Origin of the sequence: Exiguobacterium acetylicum DSM 20416 (assembly GCF_000702605.1) — a bacterium.
Lineage (GTDB): Bacteria > Bacillota > Bacilli > Exiguobacteriales > Exiguobacteriaceae > Exiguobacterium_A > Exiguobacterium_A acetylicum.
This window is the reverse complement of the sequence record NZ_JNIR01000001.1, coordinates 1773663-1796327: the sequence shown is the minus strand read 5'-3', so window position 1 is coordinate 1796327 and position 22665 is coordinate 1773663. Positions and strand designations below refer to the sequence as shown.

The 22665-nt window shown below is 46.7% G+C and carries 18 protein-coding genes and 1 other annotated feature; of the genes, 15 read left to right on the top strand and 3 right to left on the bottom strand.

Annotated features, from left to right (window positions below):
- Positions 1-23: 23 nt before the first annotated feature.
- The 11 genes from P401_RS0109685 (at position 24) to P401_RS0109640 (ending at position 15318) form a co-directional block, all read left to right on the top strand.
- On the top strand, positions 24-1166 hold the full coding sequence (locus tag P401_RS0109685; RefSeq protein ID WP_081834730.1) for an AI-2E family transporter: 1143 nt from the start codon (positions 24-26) through the stop codon (positions 1164-1166).
- 215 nt (positions 1167-1381) lie between these two features.
- Complete coding sequence (gene hemA, locus P401_RS0109680) at positions 1382-2722, top strand: glutamyl-tRNA reductase (protein ID WP_029342279.1); 1341 nt, start codon at positions 1382-1384, stop codon at positions 2720-2722.
- An 83-nt stretch (positions 2723-2805) separates the two neighbouring features.
- Positions 2806-3732 (top strand): hydroxymethylbilane synthase, encoded by a 927-nt coding sequence (gene hemC / locus P401_RS0109675; RefSeq protein ID WP_029342278.1) that lies wholly within the window; start codon positions 2806-2808, stop codon positions 3730-3732.
- The gene (locus tag P401_RS0109670) at positions 3722-4402 is read left to right on the top strand and encodes a uroporphyrinogen-III synthase (RefSeq protein WP_029342277.1); all 681 of its coding nucleotides are present in this window, start codon (positions 3722-3724) and stop codon (positions 4400-4402) included. Before hemC ends, P401_RS0109670 begins: the two co-directional genes overlap by 11 nt.
- Positions 4399-5388, top strand: coding sequence for a porphobilinogen synthase (gene hemB / locus P401_RS0109665; RefSeq protein WP_023468970.1), 990 nt, complete (start codon positions 4399-4401; stop codon positions 5386-5388). Before P401_RS0109670 ends, hemB begins: the two co-directional genes overlap by 4 nt.
- On the top strand, positions 5385-6695 hold the full coding sequence (gene hemL / locus P401_RS0109660) for a glutamate-1-semialdehyde 2,1-aminomutase (RefSeq protein ID WP_029342276.1): 1311 nt from the start codon (positions 5385-5387) through the stop codon (positions 6693-6695). Before hemB ends, hemL begins: the two co-directional genes overlap by 4 nt.
- Before the next feature lie 54 nt (positions 6696-6749).
- Positions 6750-6979: a binding site (T-box leader), on the top strand.
- 50 nt (positions 6980-7029) lie between these two features.
- A complete protein-coding gene (locus P401_RS0109655) occupies positions 7030-9666 on the top strand; it encodes a valine--tRNA ligase (RefSeq protein WP_029342275.1) in 2637 nt (878 codons plus the stop codon).
- A 54-nt stretch (positions 9667-9720) separates the two neighbouring features.
- Positions 9721-10953 carry a bifunctional folylpolyglutamate synthase/dihydrofolate synthase gene (locus P401_RS0109650; RefSeq protein ID WP_029342274.1) on the top strand — a complete coding sequence of 411 codons (1233 nt, stop codon included), beginning with the start codon at positions 9721-9723 and terminating at the stop codon, positions 10951-10953.
- A 79-nt stretch (positions 10954-11032) separates the two neighbouring features.
- A complete protein-coding gene (locus tag P401_RS18885; protein ID WP_236627106.1) occupies positions 11033-11422 on the top strand; it encodes a hypothetical protein in 390 nt (129 codons plus the stop codon).
- A 203-nt stretch (positions 11423-11625) separates the two neighbouring features.
- On the top strand, positions 11626-14613 hold the full coding sequence (locus P401_RS17730) for a DUF5057 domain-containing protein (protein ID WP_236627105.1): 2988 nt from the start codon (positions 11626-11628) through the stop codon (positions 14611-14613).
- Positions 14614-14631: 18 nt separating this feature from the next.
- Positions 14632-15318, top strand: a complete 687-nt coding sequence (locus tag P401_RS0109640; protein WP_029342273.1) for an ankyrin repeat domain-containing protein — start codon at positions 14632-14634, stop codon at positions 15316-15318.
- Between the two features lie 46 nt (positions 15319-15364).
- Here P401_RS0109640 and P401_RS0109635 read toward each other — a convergent pair whose 3' ends face one another.
- Genes P401_RS0109635 through P401_RS0109625 form a run of 3 tightly spaced genes read right to left on the bottom strand, consistent with a single transcriptional unit; the run spans position 15365 to position 18065 of the window.
- Entirely contained in the window at positions 15365-16936 is a 1572-nt protein-coding gene (locus tag P401_RS0109635) for a type IV pilus modification PilV family protein (protein ID WP_029342272.1), read from the bottom strand.
- Between the two features lie 18 nt (positions 16937-16954).
- The gene (locus P401_RS0109630) at positions 16955-17575 is read right to left on the bottom strand and encodes a prepilin-type N-terminal cleavage/methylation domain-containing protein (RefSeq protein WP_029342271.1); all 621 of its coding nucleotides are present in this window, start codon (positions 17573-17575) and stop codon (positions 16955-16957) included.
- Entirely contained in the window at positions 17538-18065 is a 528-nt protein-coding gene (locus P401_RS0109625; RefSeq protein ID WP_029342270.1) for a prepilin-type N-terminal cleavage/methylation domain-containing protein, read from the bottom strand. The genes P401_RS0109630 and P401_RS0109625 overlap by 38 nt, the downstream gene beginning before the upstream one ends.
- A 354-nt stretch (positions 18066-18419) precedes the next feature.
- Between P401_RS0109625 and P401_RS0109620 the strand changes: the two genes are divergently transcribed.
- From P401_RS0109620 to P401_RS0109605, 4 genes are read left to right on the top strand one after another with little or no spacing between them, the layout of a single operon-like run.
- A complete protein-coding gene (locus tag P401_RS0109620) occupies positions 18420-19616 on the top strand; it encodes a G5 domain-containing protein (protein ID WP_231925640.1) in 1197 nt (398 codons plus the stop codon).
- Positions 19617-19631: 15 nt separating this feature from the next.
- Positions 19632-19946 (top strand): hypothetical protein, encoded by a 315-nt coding sequence (locus tag P401_RS0109615; RefSeq protein WP_029342268.1) that lies wholly within the window; start codon positions 19632-19634, stop codon positions 19944-19946.
- Positions 19947-19954: 8 nt separating this feature from the next.
- The gene (locus P401_RS0109610) at positions 19955-21619 is read left to right on the top strand and encodes a GspE/PulE family protein (RefSeq protein WP_029342267.1); all 1665 of its coding nucleotides are present in this window, start codon (positions 19955-19957) and stop codon (positions 21617-21619) included.
- Positions 21616-22662 (top strand): type IV pilus twitching motility protein PilT, encoded by a 1047-nt coding sequence (locus tag P401_RS0109605; protein WP_029342266.1) that lies wholly within the window; start codon positions 21616-21618, stop codon positions 22660-22662. Before P401_RS0109610 ends, P401_RS0109605 begins: the two co-directional genes overlap by 4 nt.
- Positions 22663-22665 lie beyond the last annotated feature (3 nt).

The window sequence follows — 22665 nt, the reverse complement described above, 5'->3', positions numbered from 1 at the left end:
TAGGTATGAGGGGGATAAGTTAGGTGGAGTTGTTACGAAACAAATGGTTCAAAGCATTAATCTGGGTATTGATGATTTTTCTCGTCATCTGGGTTGGAACGAAGATTTCATTCTTATTCCAGCCAATTCGAGTCATGTTGGCCTTGATTTTCCCGCCATTGATCATCGCAGGGATCTTCTATTACTTTACGCTCGGTATCGTGGATGCGTTGCAGAAGCGGGTCAAGAAGCGTGGTCTTGCCGTGCTGATCGTCTTGCTTGGTTTCATTACAATCCTGACGATTGCGGTTGCATCCATCGGACCAATCTTAGTCGAGCAGGTGACGGATTTTGCGACGAGCATCCCGACGCTTGTCGTTGAATTGCGCGATCAGACGTTAAATTTACGCGATCAATTGATGAACAACCGATTCATCTCGACATGGGTTCATGAGAATACGGACTTATTTGACAAATGGACGAATGAAGCAACGTCGTATATCGGCACAGTCTTTAAGTCTGTCTCGACGTCTGTCGGAACGATTTTCGGTGTCATCTCTTCGACGGTCTTAATCATCGTCTTAGTACCGTTCATCTTAGTCTACATGTTGCTTGACGGCTATAAGTTTCCGGATTCTGTCGTGAAGCTGTTGCCGAAAAGCTATGAAACAGAAACGCGTAAAATCTTGCACGACATGCACGTGACAGTGAAGCATTACGTCAATGGACAGGTCATCGTCTCGATTTGTGTCGGTCTGATGTCATTGATTGGCTTCTTCATCGCTGATATTCAATATGCGTTACTGCTTGCTTTATTCTGTACGGTCACAAATATCATTCCGTATCTTGGTCCCTACATCGGTGCCGTACCGGCGGTAATCGTCGGGTTCATCGATGATCCGATCAAAGCCGTCTATGCGATCATCACGATCGTCGTCGCGCAGCAAATCGAGTCGAACTTGATTTCGCCTTATGTCCAAGGAAAGACACTCAAGGTTCACCCGTTGACGATTATCATCGTCTTGCTCGTTGCCGGGAAAATCGGTGGAATCATTGGTGTCATCCTAGCGGTTCCGACCTATGCGGTTACAAAAGTCGTCGTTCAAAATATCGCTCGGATCTATCGTTTACGTCAGCAACGTCTCGACGTACCGGACGTGACAGTATCACCCGAATCCTTGAAGTGAAGTGTAGCCCTCTGCTCTTTTTAGGAGCAGAGGGTTTGTGATTTTCATGAGAGAGGGATAAGGTAGAAGAAGAGAAAAAAATGAAGAAGATTTCACAACTTCGACTCATTTTAGTTTATAAATTGATTGGAATCTTTTTTATAATGGTTATAATGTAGGATAGAGAACGAAAAGATAGATCGGAACGAAATCTTTGGACGTAAGGGGTAGAGCGCATGCATATCGTAGTGGTCGGCTTGAATAACAAAACAGCGCCTGTATCAATACGCGAACAAGTCTCATTTGGGGAGCATGAGATGAAGGGAGCGGTCGTCGCATTGCGCGATGAAAAAAGTATTTTTGAAAGTGTCATCGTCTCGACATGTAACCGGACGGAACTTTACGTCGTGACGGATCAGCCACATACAGGACGGTATTATACAAAACGTTTCCTTGCAAACTGGTTCGGTTTGACGATGGAGGAACTGGAGCCGTATCTCTTCATTCATGAAGGATTCGATGCGATGAAGCATCTGTTCCGCGTGACAAGTGGACTTGATTCGATGATCGTCGGTGAAACGCAGATCCTTGGTCAAGTCAAGACAAGCTTCTTCATGGCGCAGAAGCTTGAAACGACAGGAACGGTCTTCAATAAACTCTTTAAAGAAGCGGTCACGCTCGCCAAACGGGCTCACGCAGAAACTGGAATCGGTGAAAATGCCGTTTCTGTCAGTGCTGCTGCTGTCACGCTTGCCGAACAGTTACTCGGATCGCTTGAAGATAAATCAATCGTTGTCATCGGTGCGGGAGAAACCGGCGAATTGACGACGCTTAACTTATATGAAGCAGGGGCACGCGATATCACGGTCTTTAACCGGACATTAGCTAAAGCAGAAGAGGTCGCGAATCGGTTCGAAGGATCGGCACATTCGATTAACGAGATGCAGTGCGGTTTGCTTCGGGCAGACATCGTCATCTCTTCAACCGGTGCAAAACGTGCCATCATCAAACGCGAAGACATCGCGGCAGCACAGCTGTTCCGGCACGATCGTCCATTCCTCTTGATCGATATCGCCGTACCACGCGACATCGAACCGACCGTCGGTGACTTGCCAGGTGTTCATTTGTACGATGTCGATGATCTGACATCGATCGTCCAACAAAACATGGCGGAACGGATGAAGGAAGCAGCGAAGATCGAACAACGGATTGAAGCGGCGATTGCTGAGTTCGAAGGTTGGATGACGACACTGGGTGTCGTACCAATCATCACGGAATTACGAGACCAGGCGTTACGCATTCAACAAGAAACGATGCAAAGCTTGGAACGGAAATTACCGGAGATGTCGAAACGTGAAAAAACCGTCATTGGCAAACATATGAAATCAATCATCAACCAGTTGTTACGTGAACCGTTGTCTTATATTAAAGATGCGGCAGCGAAACCAGATGCCGATGAGCGGATTGCGCAGTTCATGGATACGTTTGCATTAAACGAAGACTTGTTCGAAGGGCTCGAAGATGACGTCATGACATCAGAAGAGACGACACCTTCTGCAAAAGCTGTGAACCGGTGAACAAAGCACGATTTGTGTTACAATAGAAAATGCATGGGGCGGACTTGTGCCGCCCCTTTATCATTGTACAGGGGGATTTTAGCATGCGAAAAATCATTGTTGGATCGCGAAGCTCGAAGCTTGCGATGACACAGACGAAATGGGTCATTGACCAGTTGAAACAAGCCGGCGCGCCGTATGAGTTCGAAATCAAGAACATCATCACAAAAGGGGACCGCATTTTGGATGTGACGCTCTCGAAAGTCGGCGGTAAAGGATTATTCGTAAAAGAGATCGAGCAGCAGATGATTGACGAAGAAATCGATTTTGCCGTTCACAGCATGAAGGATCTACCTTCTGAATTACCGGACGGTCTCATCATCGGTGCAACACCAGCGCGTGTCGATGCGCGTGATGCTTTGATCACGAAAACAGGCGAAGGTCTTGCTTCCTTGCCAGAAGGCGCAGTTGTCGGCACGAGCAGTTTACGTCGTGGGTCGCAATTGCTAAAACTCCGCCCTGATTTAAAAATCGAATCGATTCGCGGAAACATCGACACACGACTCGATAAATTAAAGAACGGTTCGTTTGACGGGATTTTGCTTGCAGCAGCTGGTCTACAACGGATGGGTTGGTCTGAAGACGTCGTTTCGGAATATCTCTCGACAGACGACATGATTCCAGCCGTTGGTCAAGGAATCCTCGGCATCGAATGTCGCGCACATGACCAAGAAGTACGTGACCTCCTTCATCTGATCCATGATCAGATGACAGAAAAAGTAGCTTATGCCGAGCGCGCTTTCCTAGCAGCGATCGAAGGTAGCTGTCACGTTCCGGTCGGTGGATTTGCAACGATCAACGAAGATCTGTCAACGACACTCGTCGGATTCATTGGATCCGTCGATGGAGAGCAAATCCTACTCGAGCGCGAATCAGGTCTTGACCCGATGCAACTCGGTCAAGATGTTGCCGAACGTCTGCTTGCTTCGGGCGGTCGTGAGATTCTCGCGACACTTCCGGATGACTTGTAAGCAGGTACTCTTCACGGGCAGCCGACCACCGACGACCGAGCAGATGGCGCGACTGCGCGCCGTCGCGATCGAGTCAGTGCATTATCCTGTCATTGAAACGCGACCGGTTTCGTTTACGTTACCGAAGGGAATTGATTGGCTCATCGTGACGAGTCCGAATGGTGTCCACCGGATTGCTGATGCGTTGCCTGAATTAGCAGCAACGCGTATCGCGGTCGTCGGACGAAAGACGGCAGATGCACTTGCGAAGTACGGTCGAACAGCCGACTTCTGTCCGTCGACCTTTACAGGAGACGCACTCGTCGCAGAACTGGGACCACACTTGTCTAACGGCGATCATATCGTTTTTGCGCGAGGGAACCGATCGCGGAAAGCGCCGGTCGATCAGTTACGAAAACTGAATCGATATACGATCGAAGATATCATCACGTATGAAACTGTCACCCGTCGGCTACCTGAAGCACTTGTCAGAACTGCCACCTATATTGGACTGCAGAGTCCTTCCGCTGTCGAAGCGATTGCTCCACTATTCCCGCAGACGACGTTCATCGTCATTGGGACAATCACGGAGCAAGCAGCAAAAGCAGCCGGACTTCAACCGATCCATGTCGCCCGTGAATTCACGGTAGACGGCATGATTGATCGTATCATTGAGGAGGAATCAGCATGAACACATTAGAATACGCACGTCACCGTCGTTTGCGCCATACCGCATCACTCCGGTCACTCGTCCGCGAGAACCAGTTGCATAAATCAGATTTGATTTATCCGATTTTCGTCGCTGAAGGCGAAGATATTAAACGCGAAGTCAGCTCGATGCCTGGCGTCTTCAACTTATCACTTGATCATCTGACGGCTGAGATTGAAGAAGTCGTCGCACTCGGAATCGAATCTGTTATCTTATTCGGTGTTCCGCATGACCACTTGAAAGACGAGCAAGGATCAGGTGCGTTTCACGATCACGGGATCGTTCAAGAAGCGACACGTCTCGTCAAGAAGGTTGCCCCGCAGCTAACGGTCATCGCTGACACATGCTTATGTGAATATACGTCGACAGGTCACTGTGGGATTGTCGCCGACGGTACGGTCGATAATGATGCGTCATTACCGCTTCACGTCAAGACAGCGATCTCACAAGCTCGAGCGGGTGCCGACGTCATCGCGCCATCATCGATGATGGACGGATTCGTCGCAGCGATTCGTCAAGGATTAGACGAGAATGGCTTCAGCCATATTCCGGTCATGAGCTATGGTGTTAAATATGCGTCTGCTTATTACGGTCCATTCCGTGATGCAGCGAATTCGGCACCGGGAGAAGGCGACCGGAAAGGTTATCAAATGGATCCAGCAAACCGTCGCGAAGCGTTCCGCGAAGCAACAGCGGACGTCGATCAAGGAGCTGACTTCATGATCGTCAAACCTGCACTTGCGTTCATGGATATCATTCGTGATGTGCGCGAGCGAATCGATCTACCAATTGTCGCGTATAACGTATCAGGTGAGTATGCAATGGTCAAAGCCGCTGCCTTGAACGGCTGGATCGACGAAGAACGAATCGTCCTTGAGACGATGCTTGGCTTTAAACGAGCAGGTGCTGATTTAATCATCACCTATTTCGCAAAAGACATTTGTCGTTACCTGGAGGGGTCGAAATGAGCTTAATTAACCAGAACTCAAAATCAAAAGAAGCATTCGAGCGGGCACTCCCGCTCATGCCGGGTGGTGTCAACAGTCCGGTCCGTGCTTATAAATCGGTCGGGATGACACCGATTTTCGCAGATCATGCGAAAGGATCAAAGCTCTATGATATCGACGGAAAAGAGTATATCGATTACGTCTTGTCATGGGGACCAATGATTCTCGGTCATGCCGATCCAATCGTCACGTCAGCGATCCAAGAACAAGCAACACGTGGCTGGAGCTACGGGACACCAACGGAAATCGAATCAGCGATGGCGGAAGTCGTCATCAGTCGGGTACCGTCAGTCGAAGTCGTTCGGATGGTCAACTCAGGGACAGAAGCGACGATGGCTGCCCTTCGTCTCGCACGCGGCTATACAGGTCGGACGAAAATCCTCAAGTTCGAAGGCTGTTACCATGGTCACGGTGACTCGCTCTTGATCAAAGCGGGTTCAGGTGTCGCGACACTCGGACTACCAGATTCACCAGGAGTTCCTGCGCAAATCGCGAGCATGACGCTGACGGTTCCGTACAACGATTTGGACGCTGTCCGGATCGCGTTTGAAAAACACGGCGACGATATCGCTGGTGTCATCGTCGAACCGGCTGCTGGGAACATGGGCTTCGTACCACCAGAGCCAGGATTCCTCGAAGGCTTACGGGAGATCACGGCGGAAAACGGTGCCTTATTGATCTTTGACGAAGTCATGACCGGTTTCCGAGTTGGATTCCACTGTGCACAAGGGCACTTCGGTGTTACACCAGACATCACGTGTCTCGGTAAAGTCATCGGCGGCGGAATGCCAGTCGGTGCTTACGGCGGACGTCGGGACATCATGGAACAGATCGCACCACAAGGTCCAATCTATCAAGCAGGTACGTTATCCGGGAACCCACTCGCGATGGCAGCGGGTCTAGCAACATTGACACAATTGAAACCAGAACACTATGCAGAGTTCGACCGGAAAGCGAGCCGTTTGTCAGAAGGCTACCTGAACGCTGCATCGAAATACAACATTCCGCTGACGACGAACCGTGCAGGCGCGATGTTCGGTGTCTTCTTCACGGATGAACGTGTTACGAACTTCGAAAAAGCGAAAACGTCGAACCTTGAGATGTTCCGTTCGTATTATCAAAAGATGGCGGCGCGTGGTGTCTTCTTACCACCGTCACAATTCGAAGGTCTCTTCCTGTCGATCGCCCATACGGACGAAGACATCGAGCAGACGATCGAAGCCGTCGAATTGACATTCCAAGAACTCCAAGTTGAATTTGGTCGTTAAGCAGTTCTTGACGATTACTTGAACTCTCGGCTAAAATGAGTAAAGAAGAAAATGGCAACAGCGATGACGGGAAGAGTAGTCCTGTATTCGTACCGGTGTAGAGAACACATCCTTGGCTGAAAGATGTGACGGGCGAACAGGAGGAAGGTCACCCCACGAGCTGATATCGTGAGTCTTACGAGCGATATCCGTCCTCCACACGTTACGTGGCTCGAGGGCATCCGATTTTGGATGAACTAAGGTGGTACCGCGGAAAAAAGCAACGGCTTTCTTTCGTCCTTAGCATAGGACGAGAGAAGCCGTTTTTATTATGGACAAAAAGGGAGCGATCAGGATGCAGGAATTATCAATGCCAACGAAGTATGATCCACAGGCAACGGAAGAAAAATGGTACGACTTTTGGGTGAAAGGTGACTATTTCAAAGCCGATCAGGATCCAGAAAAAGAGCCGTACACGATCGTCATTCCACCACCGAACGTCACAGGTAAATTGCACCTTGGTCACGCGTGGGACACGACGTTACAAGACATGCTAACACGGATGAAGCGGATGCAAGGGTTTGACGTCCTTTACTTACCGGGAATGGACCATGCCGGTATCGCAACACAAGCAAAAGTCGAACAAAAACTGCGGGCAGAAGGACAATCACGTCTTGAAATGGGGCGCGAGAAATTCCTCGAGCAATCATGGGCATGGAAAGAAGAGTACGCATCAACGATTCGTGCACAATGGGCAAAACTCGGTCTTGGACTCGATTACTCACGTGAGCGTTTCACGCTTGACGAAGGATTGTCGGAAGCGGTTCAAGAAGTCTTCGTGAAACTTTACGAAAAAGGCTTGATCTACCGCGGCGAATACATCGTTAACTGGGATCCAGCGACGAAAACAGCGATCTCGGATATCGAAGTCATCTACAAGGATATCGAAGGTGCGTTCTATCACTTCAGCTATCCACTAACGGACGGTTCAGGTCACGTTGAACTAGCGACGACACGTCCGGAGACGATGCTCGGTGATACAGCGATTGCCGTGAACCCGAAGGATGAGCGTTATGCTCACCTCGTCGGAAAAACGATCACGTTACCAATCGTTGGTCGCGAGATTCCGATCGTTGCCGATGACTATGTCGATATGGAGTTCGGTACAGGTGTCGTTAAGATTACACCAGCCCACGACCCGAACGACTTTGAAGTCGGTAACCGTCACGAGTTACCACGTGTCCTCGTCATGAACGAAGATGGAACGATGAACGAGAACGCCGGTAAATACGAAGGCATGGATCGTTTCGAATGCCGGAAACAAATCGTTGAAGATTTAAAAGCAGCAGGTGTTCTGATCAAAATCGAGCCACATTTACACTCTGTCGGTCATTCGGAACGTTCAGATGCGATCGTTGAGCCGTATCTTTCACTCCAATGGTTCGTCAAGATGGAACCACTTGCGCAAAAAGCACTCGAGGAGCAACAAGGACCAGACAAGGTCAATTTCGTTCCACAACGCTTTGAAAACACGTACGTGCGCTGGATGGAAAACATCCGTGACTGGTGTGTCAGCCGTCAACTCTGGTGGGGACACCGGATTCCAGCTTGGTACCATAAAGAAACAGGAGAAGTTTATGTTGGTAAGGAAGCACCAGCCGATATCGAGAACTGGGAGCAAGACAACGATGTTCTCGATACATGGTTCTCGTCAGCGCTTTGGCCGTTCTCAACAATGGGCTGGCCGAACACGGACGCAGCGGATTATCAAAAATACTTCCCTACGTCGACACTCGTTACGGGTTATGACATCATCGCTTTCTGGGTATCACGGATGATCTTCCAATCGTACGAATTCACAGGACAACGTCCATTCCAAGACGTCTTGATCCACGGATTGATTCGTGATTCGGAAGGACGCAAGATGTCGAAATCCCTCGGGAACGGAATCGACCCGATGGATGTCATTGAGAAGTATGGTGCCGATTCACTTCGTTGGTTCCTAACGACAGGATCGACGCCAGGGAACGACCTCCGCTTCTACTGGGAAAAAATCGAAGCAACATGGAACTTCTCGAACAAACTGTGGAACGCAAGCCGTTTTGCCTTGATGAACATGGATGGTCTAACGTTTGATCAGATCGATTTGACAGGCGAGAAGTCACTCGCAGATAAGTGGATTCTGACACGCTTACAGACGACGATCGACGATGTGACACGTCTGTCGGATAAATATGAGTTTGGTGAAGCAGGACGCATTCTCTATCACTTCATCTGGGAAGACTTCTGTAACTGGTACATCGAGATGGCGAAATTACCGCTCAACGGGGAAGATGAAGCAGCGAAGCAGACGACGCGTTCGTTTCTTGCCTATACGCTCGACCGGATCATGCGTCTGATGCATCCATTCATGCCGTTCATCACGGAAGAGATCTGGCAACACTTACCGCATGAAGGCGAGACGATCACACGTGCTGCATGGCCAACACGCGAGGCATCACTCGACTTCCCGGAAGCTGTTCCAGCATTCGAAGCAGTTCAGAACGTCATCCGTTCGGTTCGTAACATCCGCGCGGAAGTGAACGCACCGATGTCGAAACAGATCCAACTGTTTATCTCGACGAATGACGCACGTGTTCAAGACGACTTGTCGTCAAACAGCTCGTACTTGCAAAAGTTCACGAACGCGTCTGAACTCCGGATCGAAGAACAGATGCCGGCGCCAGAAAAAGCGATGAGTGCGATCGTAACGGGAGCAGAATTGTTCATCCCACTCGCGGACTTGATCAACATCGAGGAAGAAATCGCGCGCTTGAATAAAGAACTCGTCAAGTATACGAAAGAAGTCGAACGGGTCGAGAAAAAACTCAACAACCCTGGCTTCGTCGGCAAAGCACCAGCACATGTCATTGATGAAGAAAAAGCGAAGGCACTTGATTATACGGAAAAACGTCAAGCTGTCGAAGCGCGCATCAACGAACTCTCACACTAATTACAGCAGTGGCTCAAGTCTCCTTGAGCCACTTTTTTTAAAGGAGCGAACAGCATGAGGACGCGAGAAGATGTATTGGATTGGTTATCGAGCTTACTAGCATTCGGCGTCAAACCAGGTCTTGAACGGATGCAGGCGATGTTACTGGAATTACAGATTGACCCGGATGCGATTCCAACGATTCATGTCGCCGGTACGAACGGAAAAGGATCGACGGTCGCGTTCTTACGTGAGATGGGGATTGCAGAAGGGTTACGAATCGGAACGTTCACGTCGCCATATATCATTCAGTTCGAGGAGCGGATCATGTTGAACGGAGTCCCGATTGCAGAAGATGATCTCGTCACAGCTGCGATTGCCGTTCAAGCGGCCATCGGGCACATCGATCCAGCACTTGGTACAGTCACTGAGTTCGAGGCATTGACGGGACTTGCCTTCTATTATTTTGATCAGATTCGTCCCGATTTCGTCATCTATGAAGTCGGACTCGGTGGGTTGTATGATTCGACGAACGTCTTCAAGAAGCCGGTCGCAGCGATCATCACGTCGATCGGGCACGATCACCAAGCGATTCTCGGAGATACGCTCCAAGAGATCGCTTTACAGAAGTTCGGCATCATCAAACAAGGGACGCCGGTCATTGCCGGGAAACTGCAGGAAGAGTTGACGGTGCCGTTAATGGCGTATTGCGGGGATCGAAATGCGACGTTGAAATGGAGTCAGGAAGCGATCATTCGTTACCGCTTAAAAGAGACGGGGACCTGGGCGACATATGATGGGATTCCGGAGACCCGCTTAGGTCTCGAAGGTCATCATCAAGTCCATAATGCGGCAAATGCCGTCATCTGTGCGCGACGACTCGGATGGTCGAAAGCGGCGATCCGAAAAGGATTACGGGAAGCAAAACATCCGGGACGGTTTGAGATCATCTCGCGCAAACCACGAATCATTCTCGATGGTGCACATAATCCGGAAGGCATCACGGCACTTGTTGAACGGTTAAAGGAAGAATCAAAACCCGTGACGTTGCTCTGTTCGATTTTGCGTGACAAAGACCGGACGGCGATGCTTACGCAGTTACGTAGCATTACACCGGATATTTATGAAACGACATTTGATTTTCCACGAGCGCGGACACTCGATGAGTTAAAGCAAGAAGGCGCCAATGTAACGACGGTCGAAGCGTTCTTCGATCAATTAGAGATAGACCGGACATACGTCGTGACGGGATCACTCTATTTCATTAGTGAAGTACGTCATTATTACGCTTCTATTTTTACAAAATAGGGAAAATTCGCATTCTCTCGTTATAATGAAATGGGGGAGTATAGTCCCATATTTCAATGATACGATGAGGAGACGATAAATGATGAAACAGTGGGTCCGTCTAGCCTTAGCCATCTTACTGATTTTTTCGAGTTTTACGTATATACATGAGCCACATTCCAAAGCGGCAACCGGTGAAAAGTTTAAGGTTTTAGAGATTCGTGATGAATGGTCGACAATAAATCGAATTAATCCGAAAACGAATATCACTTCGCTATTGACTGGACTTGATTCAGTGCGTTTTGACGTTAAAAAGATGACAGTCAAGGAACTTAACGCCTCGCGTTTCCCGTTAGATGGAGCGTTTGATGCGATTGTTTTTGATCCATCAATCAATAGTAATGATCAAGAGAAATATTCAATTAAATTATCTGAGTTTGATAAAAAAATCATAATACAAGTAAAATCGAAAATGATATTACACGACTAAAAAGTAATGAAATCCTAAATGCGTATGTCCGAAAAGGGTTACCAGTGTATTTGCATAAAGATGTTTTCACGCATGACCAAAGTAATTTCTCGAAGGTCTTGAAAAACTACGTATCGACGCAAGCAACTGTTTCTTACGAAAATATTAATGATGTCATTAACTCATTGAAGCAAAAAATTAATATCCGCCCCCGTATTTCGAGTGTGACAGTAAAACAAGATGGAAGCACATTGGCGACCATCAGCTCAATCGCTGTACCGAATCGACCAATTGAGTTTAGTTATGTACTTGATCAGTCTACGATTGATACAACAGCAACGCTTTATATCGATTTTGACAGTAACGATCAGTTTGATGAATCAGAAAAAGTCGATGAATTATCAGCAGTAGCTAATGGAAAACTTACCTATACATTTGACGTTCCGAGTTACACTGGACCAAGACAATGGATGGTTCGAGTCACCAAAAGTAATGGATTGACGGATTACAAGACAGGTAGCTTTTTAATGAAAGACCAGTTAGCTGAAGCGAAAGTACTACAAGTTCTTGGAACGAGTTTGAAAGGTTCTCTTTTGACGGATTTAACTGGAGAGAATCTAAGTAAAAGTGATTTTTATAATTTCAAATTAGATGTTATAGATTCAGCAAAATTTTCGAGCGAAGCGATTTTGAAAGATTTAAATACTTCATATGACATGTTGATCTTTGGATTTCAAGATACGTATGGCACAGCTAGTCTTACTAGTTCGGCTTTCGATAAAATTAAATCATTTACGAATACTGGCCAAGGTTTAATGTTGACACACGATACTATCTTTAGATCGAAAGTAACGAATTCTCCAACACGTTGGGAATCAGACTATGCTGCAACGTCAGGTCAAACCTACTATACGAACATGGGATTTGGCGCACCTAAAAGATCCACAAAAGCTATTCGTCAAAATGAAGGACAAATGACATCGTATCCATTTGCTTTAGACAATGAGATTTCGATTGCACAAACACATAATCAGTACTTTGCTCTTGACTTAGAGCAACCAGATCTAATCCCTTGGTATAACATTAAAGAAACAGAAACAAGTACAGATACTGGTAGAACGGTAGGAGATGCTCGAAATCACTACTACATGTACACTAAAGGAAATATAACTTATTCAGGTGCTGGACATACTTCTTCTTTTCCTGATGTAGGGGAGCGGAACTTATTTACGAATACAATGTATCGTGCCTTCACCGGTGCTAATCATAAACCTTTAATCAAAAACGTTCTACCATCTGATAAATCAAGTTATCTTGAAAATGAGCCTCTGGCAATCTCATATCAAGTAAACGACTATGATCTTCAAGATCGTGAGCTGAAAACAAGAATCTATATCGATGATGAAAAAGTCTTTGAAAACAATAAGTTGAAAAATAATTCTTTTGTCAGCCAATCTTTTGAATCGAAGCTCACAGGAAAAACGAGCGTAACGATTCGAATTGAAGCAGAAGATCAACGTGGTGCGAAGACGATTGAGACTAGGACTGTTCAAGTCGTTCGTCCAGCTGCCTCCGCCCCATTCGTCTTGTCACGCTCGATTGATCCGGCAACAATTCCGAAAGGGGAAACAGCGGACATCACGTATACGGTTAAGACTTCTCCAATGATGCAAAAAGATGCAATCGGGAATAATGGATATATCATGGGACAATTTTCAGTGACGATGGAAAACATCCTGTTCAATGAACAATTTCCTAGTAACCTTGAGATACTCTCAACGACGGGGCTGACAGGAACGAATATAACTGGTCAGACGATAAAAGGGAGACTACCGGATATCGAATACGATGAGGCGATCTCAGGTGTTCATAAGGGGGAATGGATTGCGAATCAATCGGAAGTCACGTTTACTGTCAAAGTACGTGCGAAAGATGCCGCAGGAGTCCATTTACTCGATAAAAAAGACAACACGTTGACATCAATAAAAAATATTTATCGTGATAAAAAGAATGGGAAAGATAAATCGACAACCGTCACAAATGATCCACAAGCTTTTCCGACGATTGGTTATGCACTGACACCATCCTTTGCGACCAGTGCGAAGATTCCGTCCGTTAAGATGGATATCACGACACCATCTTATAAAGTCTTGCCAGAAATTAATCCTTCAGGCAGTCAATATGGCACGTTAAAATGGTCGATTGTGGATTCGGAAATCGCATCGATTGATGAGGCTGGTGTCATCAAACCGAAAAAAGTCGGAACGACACAGATTAAACTCGTTGTTCCAGTCGGAAACGGTAAAGAGTTGACAGCGACTTCAGAACTCGTCATCAATGATGTATTTGGAGGACTAACCGTTCAAAATATACCGGAGACATTATATGTTGGAGAGACAAAATCAATGTTAGGAATTGCTTCGATGGTATCAGGACGAAACACACCGATTCAATGGATTATAACGAACGATTCTCGTGTGACGACGAATGGCTTAACTAAAAATACGTTGGAGCTGACAGGAAAGACGCCAGGAACGGTCACGGTCAAAGCGGTCGTCCCTGCGACAGCTGGAAGCTCTACTTATCTTGCACAGTCGCCAGAGTACACGATTCAAGTCAAGTTGCCAGAATTATCCGTCTCGCCAAGTAATCTTGAACTGTGGGTCGGATCGAACCAAGATGTGACAGCGATATTTAAACCGAACTATCCATTACCATTTACGACTTCGACTGTTAGTAATGCAATTGAATTGAAACAGACGGCATCGGGTTATACGATCACAGGTAAATCCGGCACACCAAACGGACCGGTCGAAGCGCTACTTACATTGACAGATTTCCCAGATACAGTAGCGAAGACGCTCGTACGGGTACGTGAGAATCCACTTAATCTGACAGCCGATGATATCGCGATGACGATGAAAGATGATAAGAAATCACCGATTCTGCGCTGGTTCCCAGTGACGACGACGGAACGCTTCTATCGGTTGGAAGTGCTTCAGGGTAAGGAATACGTCAAAATTGATCCAACAGGACAAGCGCTACAACCACTTCGTCCAGGTGTGGCACGTATCAAGGTAACGGCATTAAAAGAAAACAAAGATGTGCTCGAAGTCATGAAAGACAATCAAAAAACACCACTAACGACGACATTCAAGGTGACGATCGGTTCTGAATCAGGTACGTCAGACTTGGATGGAGATGTTTATTAAGAAGTGGGGACGCTATATATGAAACGCAGACGAATCATTGTCGTACTCTTGATTTTAATCATTATTGGAATCGGGGGAGCGGCGTACGTTATAAAAGCGAATCAACAAGCAGCATTGGAACAAGGACTGCGTTCAGAAAAACCAGGACGACTTGCGAACGCATTAAAAGACGCTTCTTTATCAACAAAGGAGAAAAATCGTTACATTCGTCAATTCCAGGAAACACTCGCTTTTGACAAAGCAAAACTCCTTCTTGATGAGCAGACCGTAAAAAATAAAGCGAACTGGTTTTATGCGGCGCAATTTGCGCCGCGGAGTACAGTCTCAGCATGGTTGGCGAAAGGTGCAAAAATTAGTCGACTGAATGCACAAGGTCAGTCAGTTCTTCATGTTGCGACGAGTGTAAATCGATCGATTGATGCGTATGCTCTTTTGATAAAAGAAGCGTCTAAAAAAGAGCTCAATCGGATGGATGACTTTGGGCATACACCACTCTTTTATGCGACACTGGATCAAAATGAGGCAGCGATTGAACTGTTGTTAGAAGCAGGAGCTGATTCGAATCGTGGGAAAGAGAAACCGGTCTATGAAACGGTCAAACAAAATCGAAAAGATTTGTACGCCATGTTAGAACAGAGCGGAGCAACGGTAGAAAGCAAAAAGGTGAAAAAGCTCGCTAAGGAATACCGAGCAACAAAATTCTAGAAAAAAGAGTCATTCGCCTGAGACGAATGACTCTTTTTTATGTGTGTTACGGTTGAACGCGCTTTGGTGTTTCGACATACAATTGAACTGCTCGATTGAGTGGAAGTAATGCGGTTGGATTTTTTAATACCGTCGCATCATACGCCATGCGTAGACGGGATGCTTCAAAGTCAGATGATTTGTTAGCGACCATCAGTTTTTCGAGTTCTCTTACGTTTGCAGGAAACGCATTTTCTGGTAAATCCAATTTTCCACGATAGGCGTTGACTTCTAGATTACCCTTCGTAAAAATGCCACCGCGTACATTCATCGTCGAACCTACAGAGTAAATCGTATTTTTTTGATTGTCATCACTATATAGAAAGGCATTTAAATCAGGTGTAGTCGTTTGAGGCGTCGAAAATTTATTGACGCGGTTAATAACGAGATTTCCTTTACTGAGTAAAATCAATGTATTTTGTTTAGCTGTTGAAGTCAGCCCTTGAATGTTTGCGTCATCCAGGCGACTCGTCCCGGTCGCATAAATCGTCGTTGCAAACCCAACATTTCCTCGAATCAGTAAGTTGCCAAGAACGATGAGAGGACGCTTGATTTCAAGCGGTTGGGTCAAAGGGTTCAAAGAAGAAATCGTTAAATTCCCGTTAATGATTAAAGGTTCGAGTGTTTCCTGAACAAGATCATCTGTCAACGTCACGGTATTACCTGTGTTTAATGCTGGACTAATCATTTGTCGCTTCGTATCAAGTTCTGTTAAAAAAGGTCCTGTTAGTATAGACTGCGGAATCGAGGAATTTTTTAATGTAGACGCGACTTGTGTAAGAGGCGTATTCACCGGTAGTTTCAGAAAATCGTTCAACGCATAATCGAAATCGAACGGAACGAGTGTTTCTTTCGTTGATACTAATTCTGTCTCACCTTTAGGATCAAAAATCGTTTTATCACACACAAGGTAATCTCCGCACTTCAGTAATGGCTGATTCTTCTCTTGAAAAACGCGTACCTGACCTGCGATATAAGGAAGTGCTTTTGTATTAGTGAAGATTCCATCCTCGTCGTTGTATTTAAATATCGGGGTCGCAGTTGCTTGCAGAGCGTTGCGGGAAAAAATATTACCTTCGATCAAGGGAGCGCCATTTAAGATGACTTGATCATCTGAACCTAACGTATAGTACAAAAAACTAGGAATCGCAGACAAATAAACACGTTGTCGATACGTTTTTTTGATTGCCGGCTGATCGCCTTTTTGTTTTGAAACTGTCGCTGTTAAATCAAGCGCTTTGACACGAACGTTCGATGCGGCTTCATTTAGCTTGACGGTCACGTTCGGAACGATTGTTTTTAAAGGTAAGACGATAGAACTGTCGAGATTCTCAAACAATGCTTGAGAAGAAGTCGTTGGTGAAGTCCCGGTCGTCTTTGAAACAATGTTTTGGAGGGAGGCGACTGCTAAATCAAGATCATTTTGTGTCGTCGTCTCGACATCGATATCCGTCTCGCGGATTTCGGTTAGGCGAGTTGACTGTAAACTGATGCCAATCGTCGCAACAGCGAGAACGGACAGGACGGTTAAAGTCACAAGAACGAAAAGTAATGTATAGCCTTGTTCGGATTTACGCATACCGTGTTCCTTTCTGAGTTAAAATCCAATCGTACTCGTGAAGGTCTGGACTTCTTCTTGATCTGTCGATTGAATCGTAGTTGTAATCGTTAAAATCCCGTGAATGACATAGCGCCCCGGATATGTTCCTGATGTAATGGTTTGATACTCGGGACTCGATAACTTAAAAGTTTGAAGTAATTCCGTTTGGTCGTCGATCGACTGTGGTGTCGATTCGTACGTTAGTTCGGTGCTGTCTAAAGTTTGTTCTGCGAACGTATAACGAACTGGTGTCACTTCCTTCTCTGAAGAAGATGCTTCTTCTGTTGCGTTAAAAGGTTCAAATCCACTGGCGCGTTCAAGTAGACCGGTGTCGGCGTTTAAGACAGGAAGTGTTCTTTTATAAAACGATAGCTGTTTTGCTTCATCGATTCGGATTGCATCAAATCCACCGATTTCATTTAATATGATACCGACGCGGCTATCAGCTTCACTACGCAGTTCACTGATGATTCCTGTTGCCCGAAAGCTTTTCGTACCAGAGATGAATACCGTCAGGATGACAGCACTGAAAATCGAGGCGATGACGATGGCGACGAGTAGTTCGACGAGCGAGAAGCCGTCATTTTGTTGTCGGAAAACTTTGATTGAGCGTCGCATTCGTAATCGATCCTTTCAATGATGTAATCGGTTCAGTTGTTCCTTCTATGTAAACGAATACATGGAGGTCCAGAAGATTCGGATTAACGACTCCTTCGAGTTTCCGAGGAGTCACACTGTATTTGACTTCAAAGGCAATATTATTGATTTCAGGATTAGTAAAGATTGATGAGCAAATAGCCGATAGTTCACAAGAAGGAGACGTAGGCTCTGGAATGACATATTTTCCATTCAGATAAGTAGCTTTGTCTGCCTGTGTAGATAGAGAACTGAAGGCGAAGGGTTCATCACTTGTCGCTTCTAAAGCTTCTCGCTTGATATAAGAGGTTGCGTTTTTTGCCAAATAATTCGCAAACGTCAACTCTGTACTGTCGCGTGAGGCAGCTAGTGACTGAGAAAAAATGCTGATCAGAGAGACCGATATGATAGATAAGATCGTAATACTGACTAATACTTCGATTAGCGAAAAACCGCCTTGCTCGCGTTGCATGGATTCACCTCTACTTCATGATAGATGAGGATGAAAGATCCTAAATGATTTTCTAGAAAATCAAAAACAGCACCTATTCACAGATCATGAAAGGATTTGTCAGGATAGGACTTATGTTTCATCATAATATTCATTATAATGGAAATACTAGGCACCTGAAATGATTAAATTCATACAGAAAGGAAACAGATGATGATTAATCCGAAGCGTTTTGTTATACATACACTTTTACTCCTTGTACTAATAGCTCTGATTTACGTACCATCGTTTGCCTTGATTTCCTTTGCCGGTAAAGCAACGGCACCGACGACGTTTTCTGAGACGGCACGGATTGGATCGGTTCCAGTCAGTGGCATGGATCGAAAGGAAGCACAATCGAAAGTTGAGAAAGCGATTACGGAGTGGACGAAGAAAGCGCCGCTGACGACTGGAACGGGAGAAGAGACGACACCGATTCCAACAGAAGTCGTGACGATCAACGCCGCTGATTCTGTCAAAAAAGCTTCTTTGAAAAAAGGCGGAGACTTGATGGTGACGGTAGATGAAGCGTCGCTTGAGAATTTTCTAGCGACGCAGCCAATCAGTTACTCGGATGAGCAACTCGTTACCTTTAAGACATGGTTAATCGATACGAGCAAAACGTTACAGGAAGGAAACTTTGATCCTGCTCAATCGGATGCTGCAGTCGATCCAACAGGTGAGGTCGTTTCAACGGTTTCGTTCTCGACGCGTTCTGCTGCTGAAGAACAGATGATCACAGCAATGATGAATGTGGAAATCAAGCCGGGACAATTGATGAATGTCAAGACGTACGGTATGGATGCAGTCGCGGGATCGTATGTCGGTAGCAAGTTATACGAATTGTTTGCAAAAACGCCATTTGAAATCGTCGAACGGATGCCGCATGCGGCATTACCAGACGGCGTCACACTGGGATACGATGTCAAAATTGACGAAAAAACAGATTTTGCCGTTCGTAATACACAAGCATCCATCTATCGTGTCATTGCGACCCAAAACGGAAGCGATGTCACGCTTGAATTGCGAGGCACACCGTTCAAAGAAACGGTCACGACCGTCCTTGAAGGCGAAAAAATGATTCCATTCCGGACGATCACACGTTATTCTGCAACGCTCACGGCAGGAACGACGAGTGATACACAAGCGGGAGAAGAAGGGAAATCGATTGAAGTCTATCGCGTGACGAAGACGGCTCAAGGGGAGAAGAAGCAGTTATTGTCTCTTGATTTCTACAGCGCCATCCCGGCAATCGTCACAAAGAGTAGTCAAGAAGAACAAGCACCTGTCGTCGTACCTGAACCGGAAGACGACACGAACTCCGATGATTCGACAGATACGAATGATTCCAATGATTCAACGGATACAAATAATGACCAAACAACGGATGAGCCGCAGACAGATGGCGTCGAGACGCCAGATACACCAACGTCTCCGACAAGTCCGACGACACCCGACACACCAGATAGTAATGAAACGGGTGATCCTGCTTCACCAGTAGAAGGTGAAACAACAGGGGAACCTGTTGGATAAGAAGGAGGAAAAAAGATGAACTGGACGACGATAGCAATTGAACTCGGTATCATTATCGGTCTAGCGACGATCATCTGTGGTCTGATGTTTGCGGTGACGATTCCTTACGTGACGACCGTGACGACGAAAGCGATTTTATCCGTTGCGGCAATTTTGATCGTAACGTTGATCTACTTCAGCATCCAGCTCGACTGGATTACGAACCCACTCGTCCTCGTCGGAATTGTCGTCCTATGTCTGTTGACGGCAGCAGTGACGAGTGTAATGGATGAAAAACATCAAAAACCGGATGTGTTAGAGGAAGAAGAAACATGGCACGCGGAAGGATGACACGTTAAATGGCAATGAAACGAAAACGTTTAGGGGAAATGTTGATCGAAGAAAGCCTCGTGACGGAGCAACAAGTCGAAGAGGCGTTGACGGTTAAACGATCGACCGAAAAACTCGGGGATGCACTCCTTCGACTTGGTCACTTGACGGAACAACAATTACTAGAGGCGCTACATCACCAATTGAAGATTCCGATCATCCAGCTGTACAACTATCCAGTTGACGTCGCTGTCACGAAACTGATTTCAAAAGACCTCGCACAGCGACATACGCTCGTCCCGGTCTACCGGGAAGGAAATCGTCTATTCATCGCCATGGCGGATCCGATGGATTTGATCGCGATCGATGATTTGCGGATGCAGACCGGTCTATCAATCGATGTCGGAATCGCGACGCGTGACGAAATCAGACGAACGATTCTGAAATACTACGACATTGATTCGTCGTTACGGGAGCCACTCGAATCCGATGACATGATGGAGTCGGATCAATCCCGTGATGTCGTGACACGCGAAGATGCACCCATCATCCGGCTCGTCAATCAAATTTTAGAGAACGCGATTGCCCAGCGTGCATCAGATATTCATATGGATCCACAGGAAACGTCGATGACGATCCGAATCCGGATTGATGGAGAATTACGAACGGAGAACAACTATCCGAAACAGATCCAAAGCATTCTGACGACCCGGATCAAGGTCATGAGTGAACTAGATATCACCGAGTCACGCTTGCCACAGGATGGACGGATTAAATATGTCTTTAACGGATTACCATATGATTTCCGTGTCTCGACCTTGCCGACCGTTTACGGTGAAAAGGTCGTTATCCGGATTCTTGACAGCTCGAACTCGAACATCTCGATTTCAAAAATCGGTTTTAGTTCGCGGAATGAAGCACAGTTCCGGGAGATGTTGAAGCGTCCGAACGGGATTATCTTGATTACTGGTCCGACCGGTTCCGGGAAATCGTCGACGTTGTATGCCGCCTTAAATGAGTTGAATGACGAGTCGCGCAACATCATCACTGTCGAAGATCCAGTCGAGTACCAGGTCGATGGGATCAACCAGGTTCAAGTCAATGCGAAGATTGGTTTGACGTTTGCGAGTGGTCTTCGCTCGATCCTTCGTCAGGATCCGAACGTCGTCATGGTCGGGGAGATTCGAGATATTGAGACGGCTGAGATTTCGATTCGTGCCTCGCTGACAGGACACTTGGTTCTTTCGACTTTGCACACGAACTCTGCCGTTAGTTCGATTACGCGATTGATCGACATGGGAGTGGAACCGTTCCTCGTAGCTGCTTCTGTCAGTGGATTGATTGCACAACGACTCGTTCGCCGTGTTTGTCGTGATTGTGGCGAAGTCCATCCGATTTCAAAACGAGAGCAAGAGTTATTTGATCAAGAGAGAATTGAAGCGACAACGGTCATGCGTGGACGTGGTTGCTCGTCTTGTAATATGACGGGGTACCGCGGACGGGTTGCGATTCAAGAGGTCATCATGGTCGACGAAGTGTTACGTCGGATGATCATGAACCAATCGACGGAAAGTGATATCACAGCGTATGTCAAGGAACAAGGTCAACGGTTCCTGCTTGCAGATGGTCTAACCAAAGTCGCAGATGGGATTACGACGACAGAAGAGATTTTACGGACGGTGATTTCAGAATGAACAGTACGATCGAACGGGCACAAATCGAAGATATTTTACGTTCGTCGAAAGAGCGAGGCGCATCCGATGTTCACTTGACGGCGGGATCACCGCCCGTCTTTCGGATCAACGGAACGTTGACACCGTTTGGAACAGAAAAGATGAAACCGATCATCATTGATGGATTTGTTCAGTCGTTGATCACGGAAGAAATGTATCAACAGCTGAAGCAGGACCGGGATATCGATTTTTCGTTCGGTGTGACCGGTGTCGCCCGGTACCGGGTCAACTGTTTTTACCAACGGGGCGCTTTGTCGATGGCGTTTCGAACGATTCCTACCGAGGTGCCAACGCTTGAGCAATTAGCGTTGCCGCCTGTCTTAAAGCGATTCTTAACGAAACCACACGGCTTGATTCTCGTGACGGGTCCGACGGGTTCCGGAAAATCGACGACGCTTGCAGCGATGATCAATGAAATTAATCAGACGATGTATAAACGGATCATTACGCTGGAGGATCCGATTGAGTACTTACATAGTCATCATAAAAGTCTTATTGATCAGCGGGAAATCGGGATTGATGCGCCGCGCTTTGCGACTGGATTACGGTCAGCGCTCCGTCAAGATCCGGATGTCATTTTGCTTGGAGAGATGCGAGACCTTGAAACGATCGCGACCGCCGTGACAGCAGCAGAAACTGGTCACCTCGTCTTTGCAACGGTCCATACGTCGACGGCTGCCTCGACAGTCAGCCGGATCATCGATGTTTTCCCGTCAGAGCAACAAGATCAGATTCGGGCTCAACTCGCAAACGTTCTTGCGGGTGTCGTCTCGCAACGCCTGATGCCGCGTTCGGATGGAACTGGACGCGTCGCAGCCCTTGAAATCATGGTCGATACACCAGCTGTCTCGAACTTGATTCGGACCGGTAAGGAATATCAGATTCAATCCGTCCTGCAGACGGGTAAACAATACGGCATGCAGACGATGCAGATGGCATTGCAGGATCTCGTCAGTCGGGGATTGATTCCGGCTTCTGCTGCATCACCGTACATATCGGGGTGAACA

What these genes read in the sequence shown, in the direction of transcription:
- P401_RS0109640 (WP_029342273.1), top strand. Translation starts at nt 14,632, where the DNA reads ATGAAACGCAGACGAATCATTGTCGTACTCTTGATTTTAATCATTATT.
- P401_RS0109610 (WP_029342267.1), top strand. Translation starts at nt 19,955, where the DNA reads ATGGCAATGAAACGAAAACGTTTAGGGGAAATGTTGATCGAAGAAAGC.
- P401_RS0109625 (WP_029342270.1), bottom strand. Translation starts at nt 18,065, where the DNA reads ATGCAACGCGAGCAAGGCGGTTTTTCGCTAATCGAAGTATTAGTCAGT.
- P401_RS18885 (WP_236627106.1), top strand. Translation starts at nt 11,033, where the DNA reads ATGATGAAACAGTGGGTCCGTCTAGCCTTAGCCATCTTACTGATTTTT.
- P401_RS0109650 (WP_029342274.1), top strand. Translation starts at nt 9,721, where the DNA reads ATGAGGACGCGAGAAGATGTATTGGATTGGTTATCGAGCTTACTAGCA.
- hemL (WP_029342276.1), top strand. Translation starts at nt 5,385, where the DNA reads ATGAGCTTAATTAACCAGAACTCAAAATCAAAAGAAGCATTCGAGCGG.
- hemA (WP_029342279.1), top strand. Translation starts at nt 1,382, where the DNA reads ATGCATATCGTAGTGGTCGGCTTGAATAACAAAACAGCGCCTGTATCA.
- P401_RS0109605 (WP_029342266.1), top strand. Translation starts at nt 21,616, where the DNA reads ATGAACAGTACGATCGAACGGGCACAAATCGAAGATATTTTACGTTCG.
- P401_RS0109655 (WP_029342275.1), top strand. Translation starts at nt 7,030, where the DNA reads ATGCAGGAATTATCAATGCCAACGAAGTATGATCCACAGGCAACGGAA.
- P401_RS0109615 (WP_029342268.1), top strand. Translation starts at nt 19,632, where the DNA reads ATGAACTGGACGACGATAGCAATTGAACTCGGTATCATTATCGGTCTA.
- P401_RS0109635 (WP_029342272.1), bottom strand. Translation starts at nt 16,936, where the DNA reads ATGCGTAAATCCGAACAAGGCTATACATTACTTTTCGTTCTTGTGACT.
- P401_RS0109630 (WP_029342271.1), bottom strand. Translation starts at nt 17,575, where the DNA reads ATGCGACGCTCAATCAAAGTTTTCCGACAACAAAATGACGGCTTCTCG.
- hemC (WP_029342278.1), top strand. Translation starts at nt 2,806, where the DNA reads ATGCGAAAAATCATTGTTGGATCGCGAAGCTCGAAGCTTGCGATGACA.
- P401_RS0109670 (WP_029342277.1), top strand. Translation starts at nt 3,722, where the DNA reads ATGACTTGTAAGCAGGTACTCTTCACGGGCAGCCGACCACCGACGACC.
- P401_RS0109620 (WP_231925640.1), top strand. Translation starts at nt 18,420, where the DNA reads ATGGATCGAAAGGAAGCACAATCGAAAGTTGAGAAAGCGATTACGGAG.
- hemB (WP_023468970.1), top strand. Translation starts at nt 4,399, where the DNA reads ATGAACACATTAGAATACGCACGTCACCGTCGTTTGCGCCATACCGCA.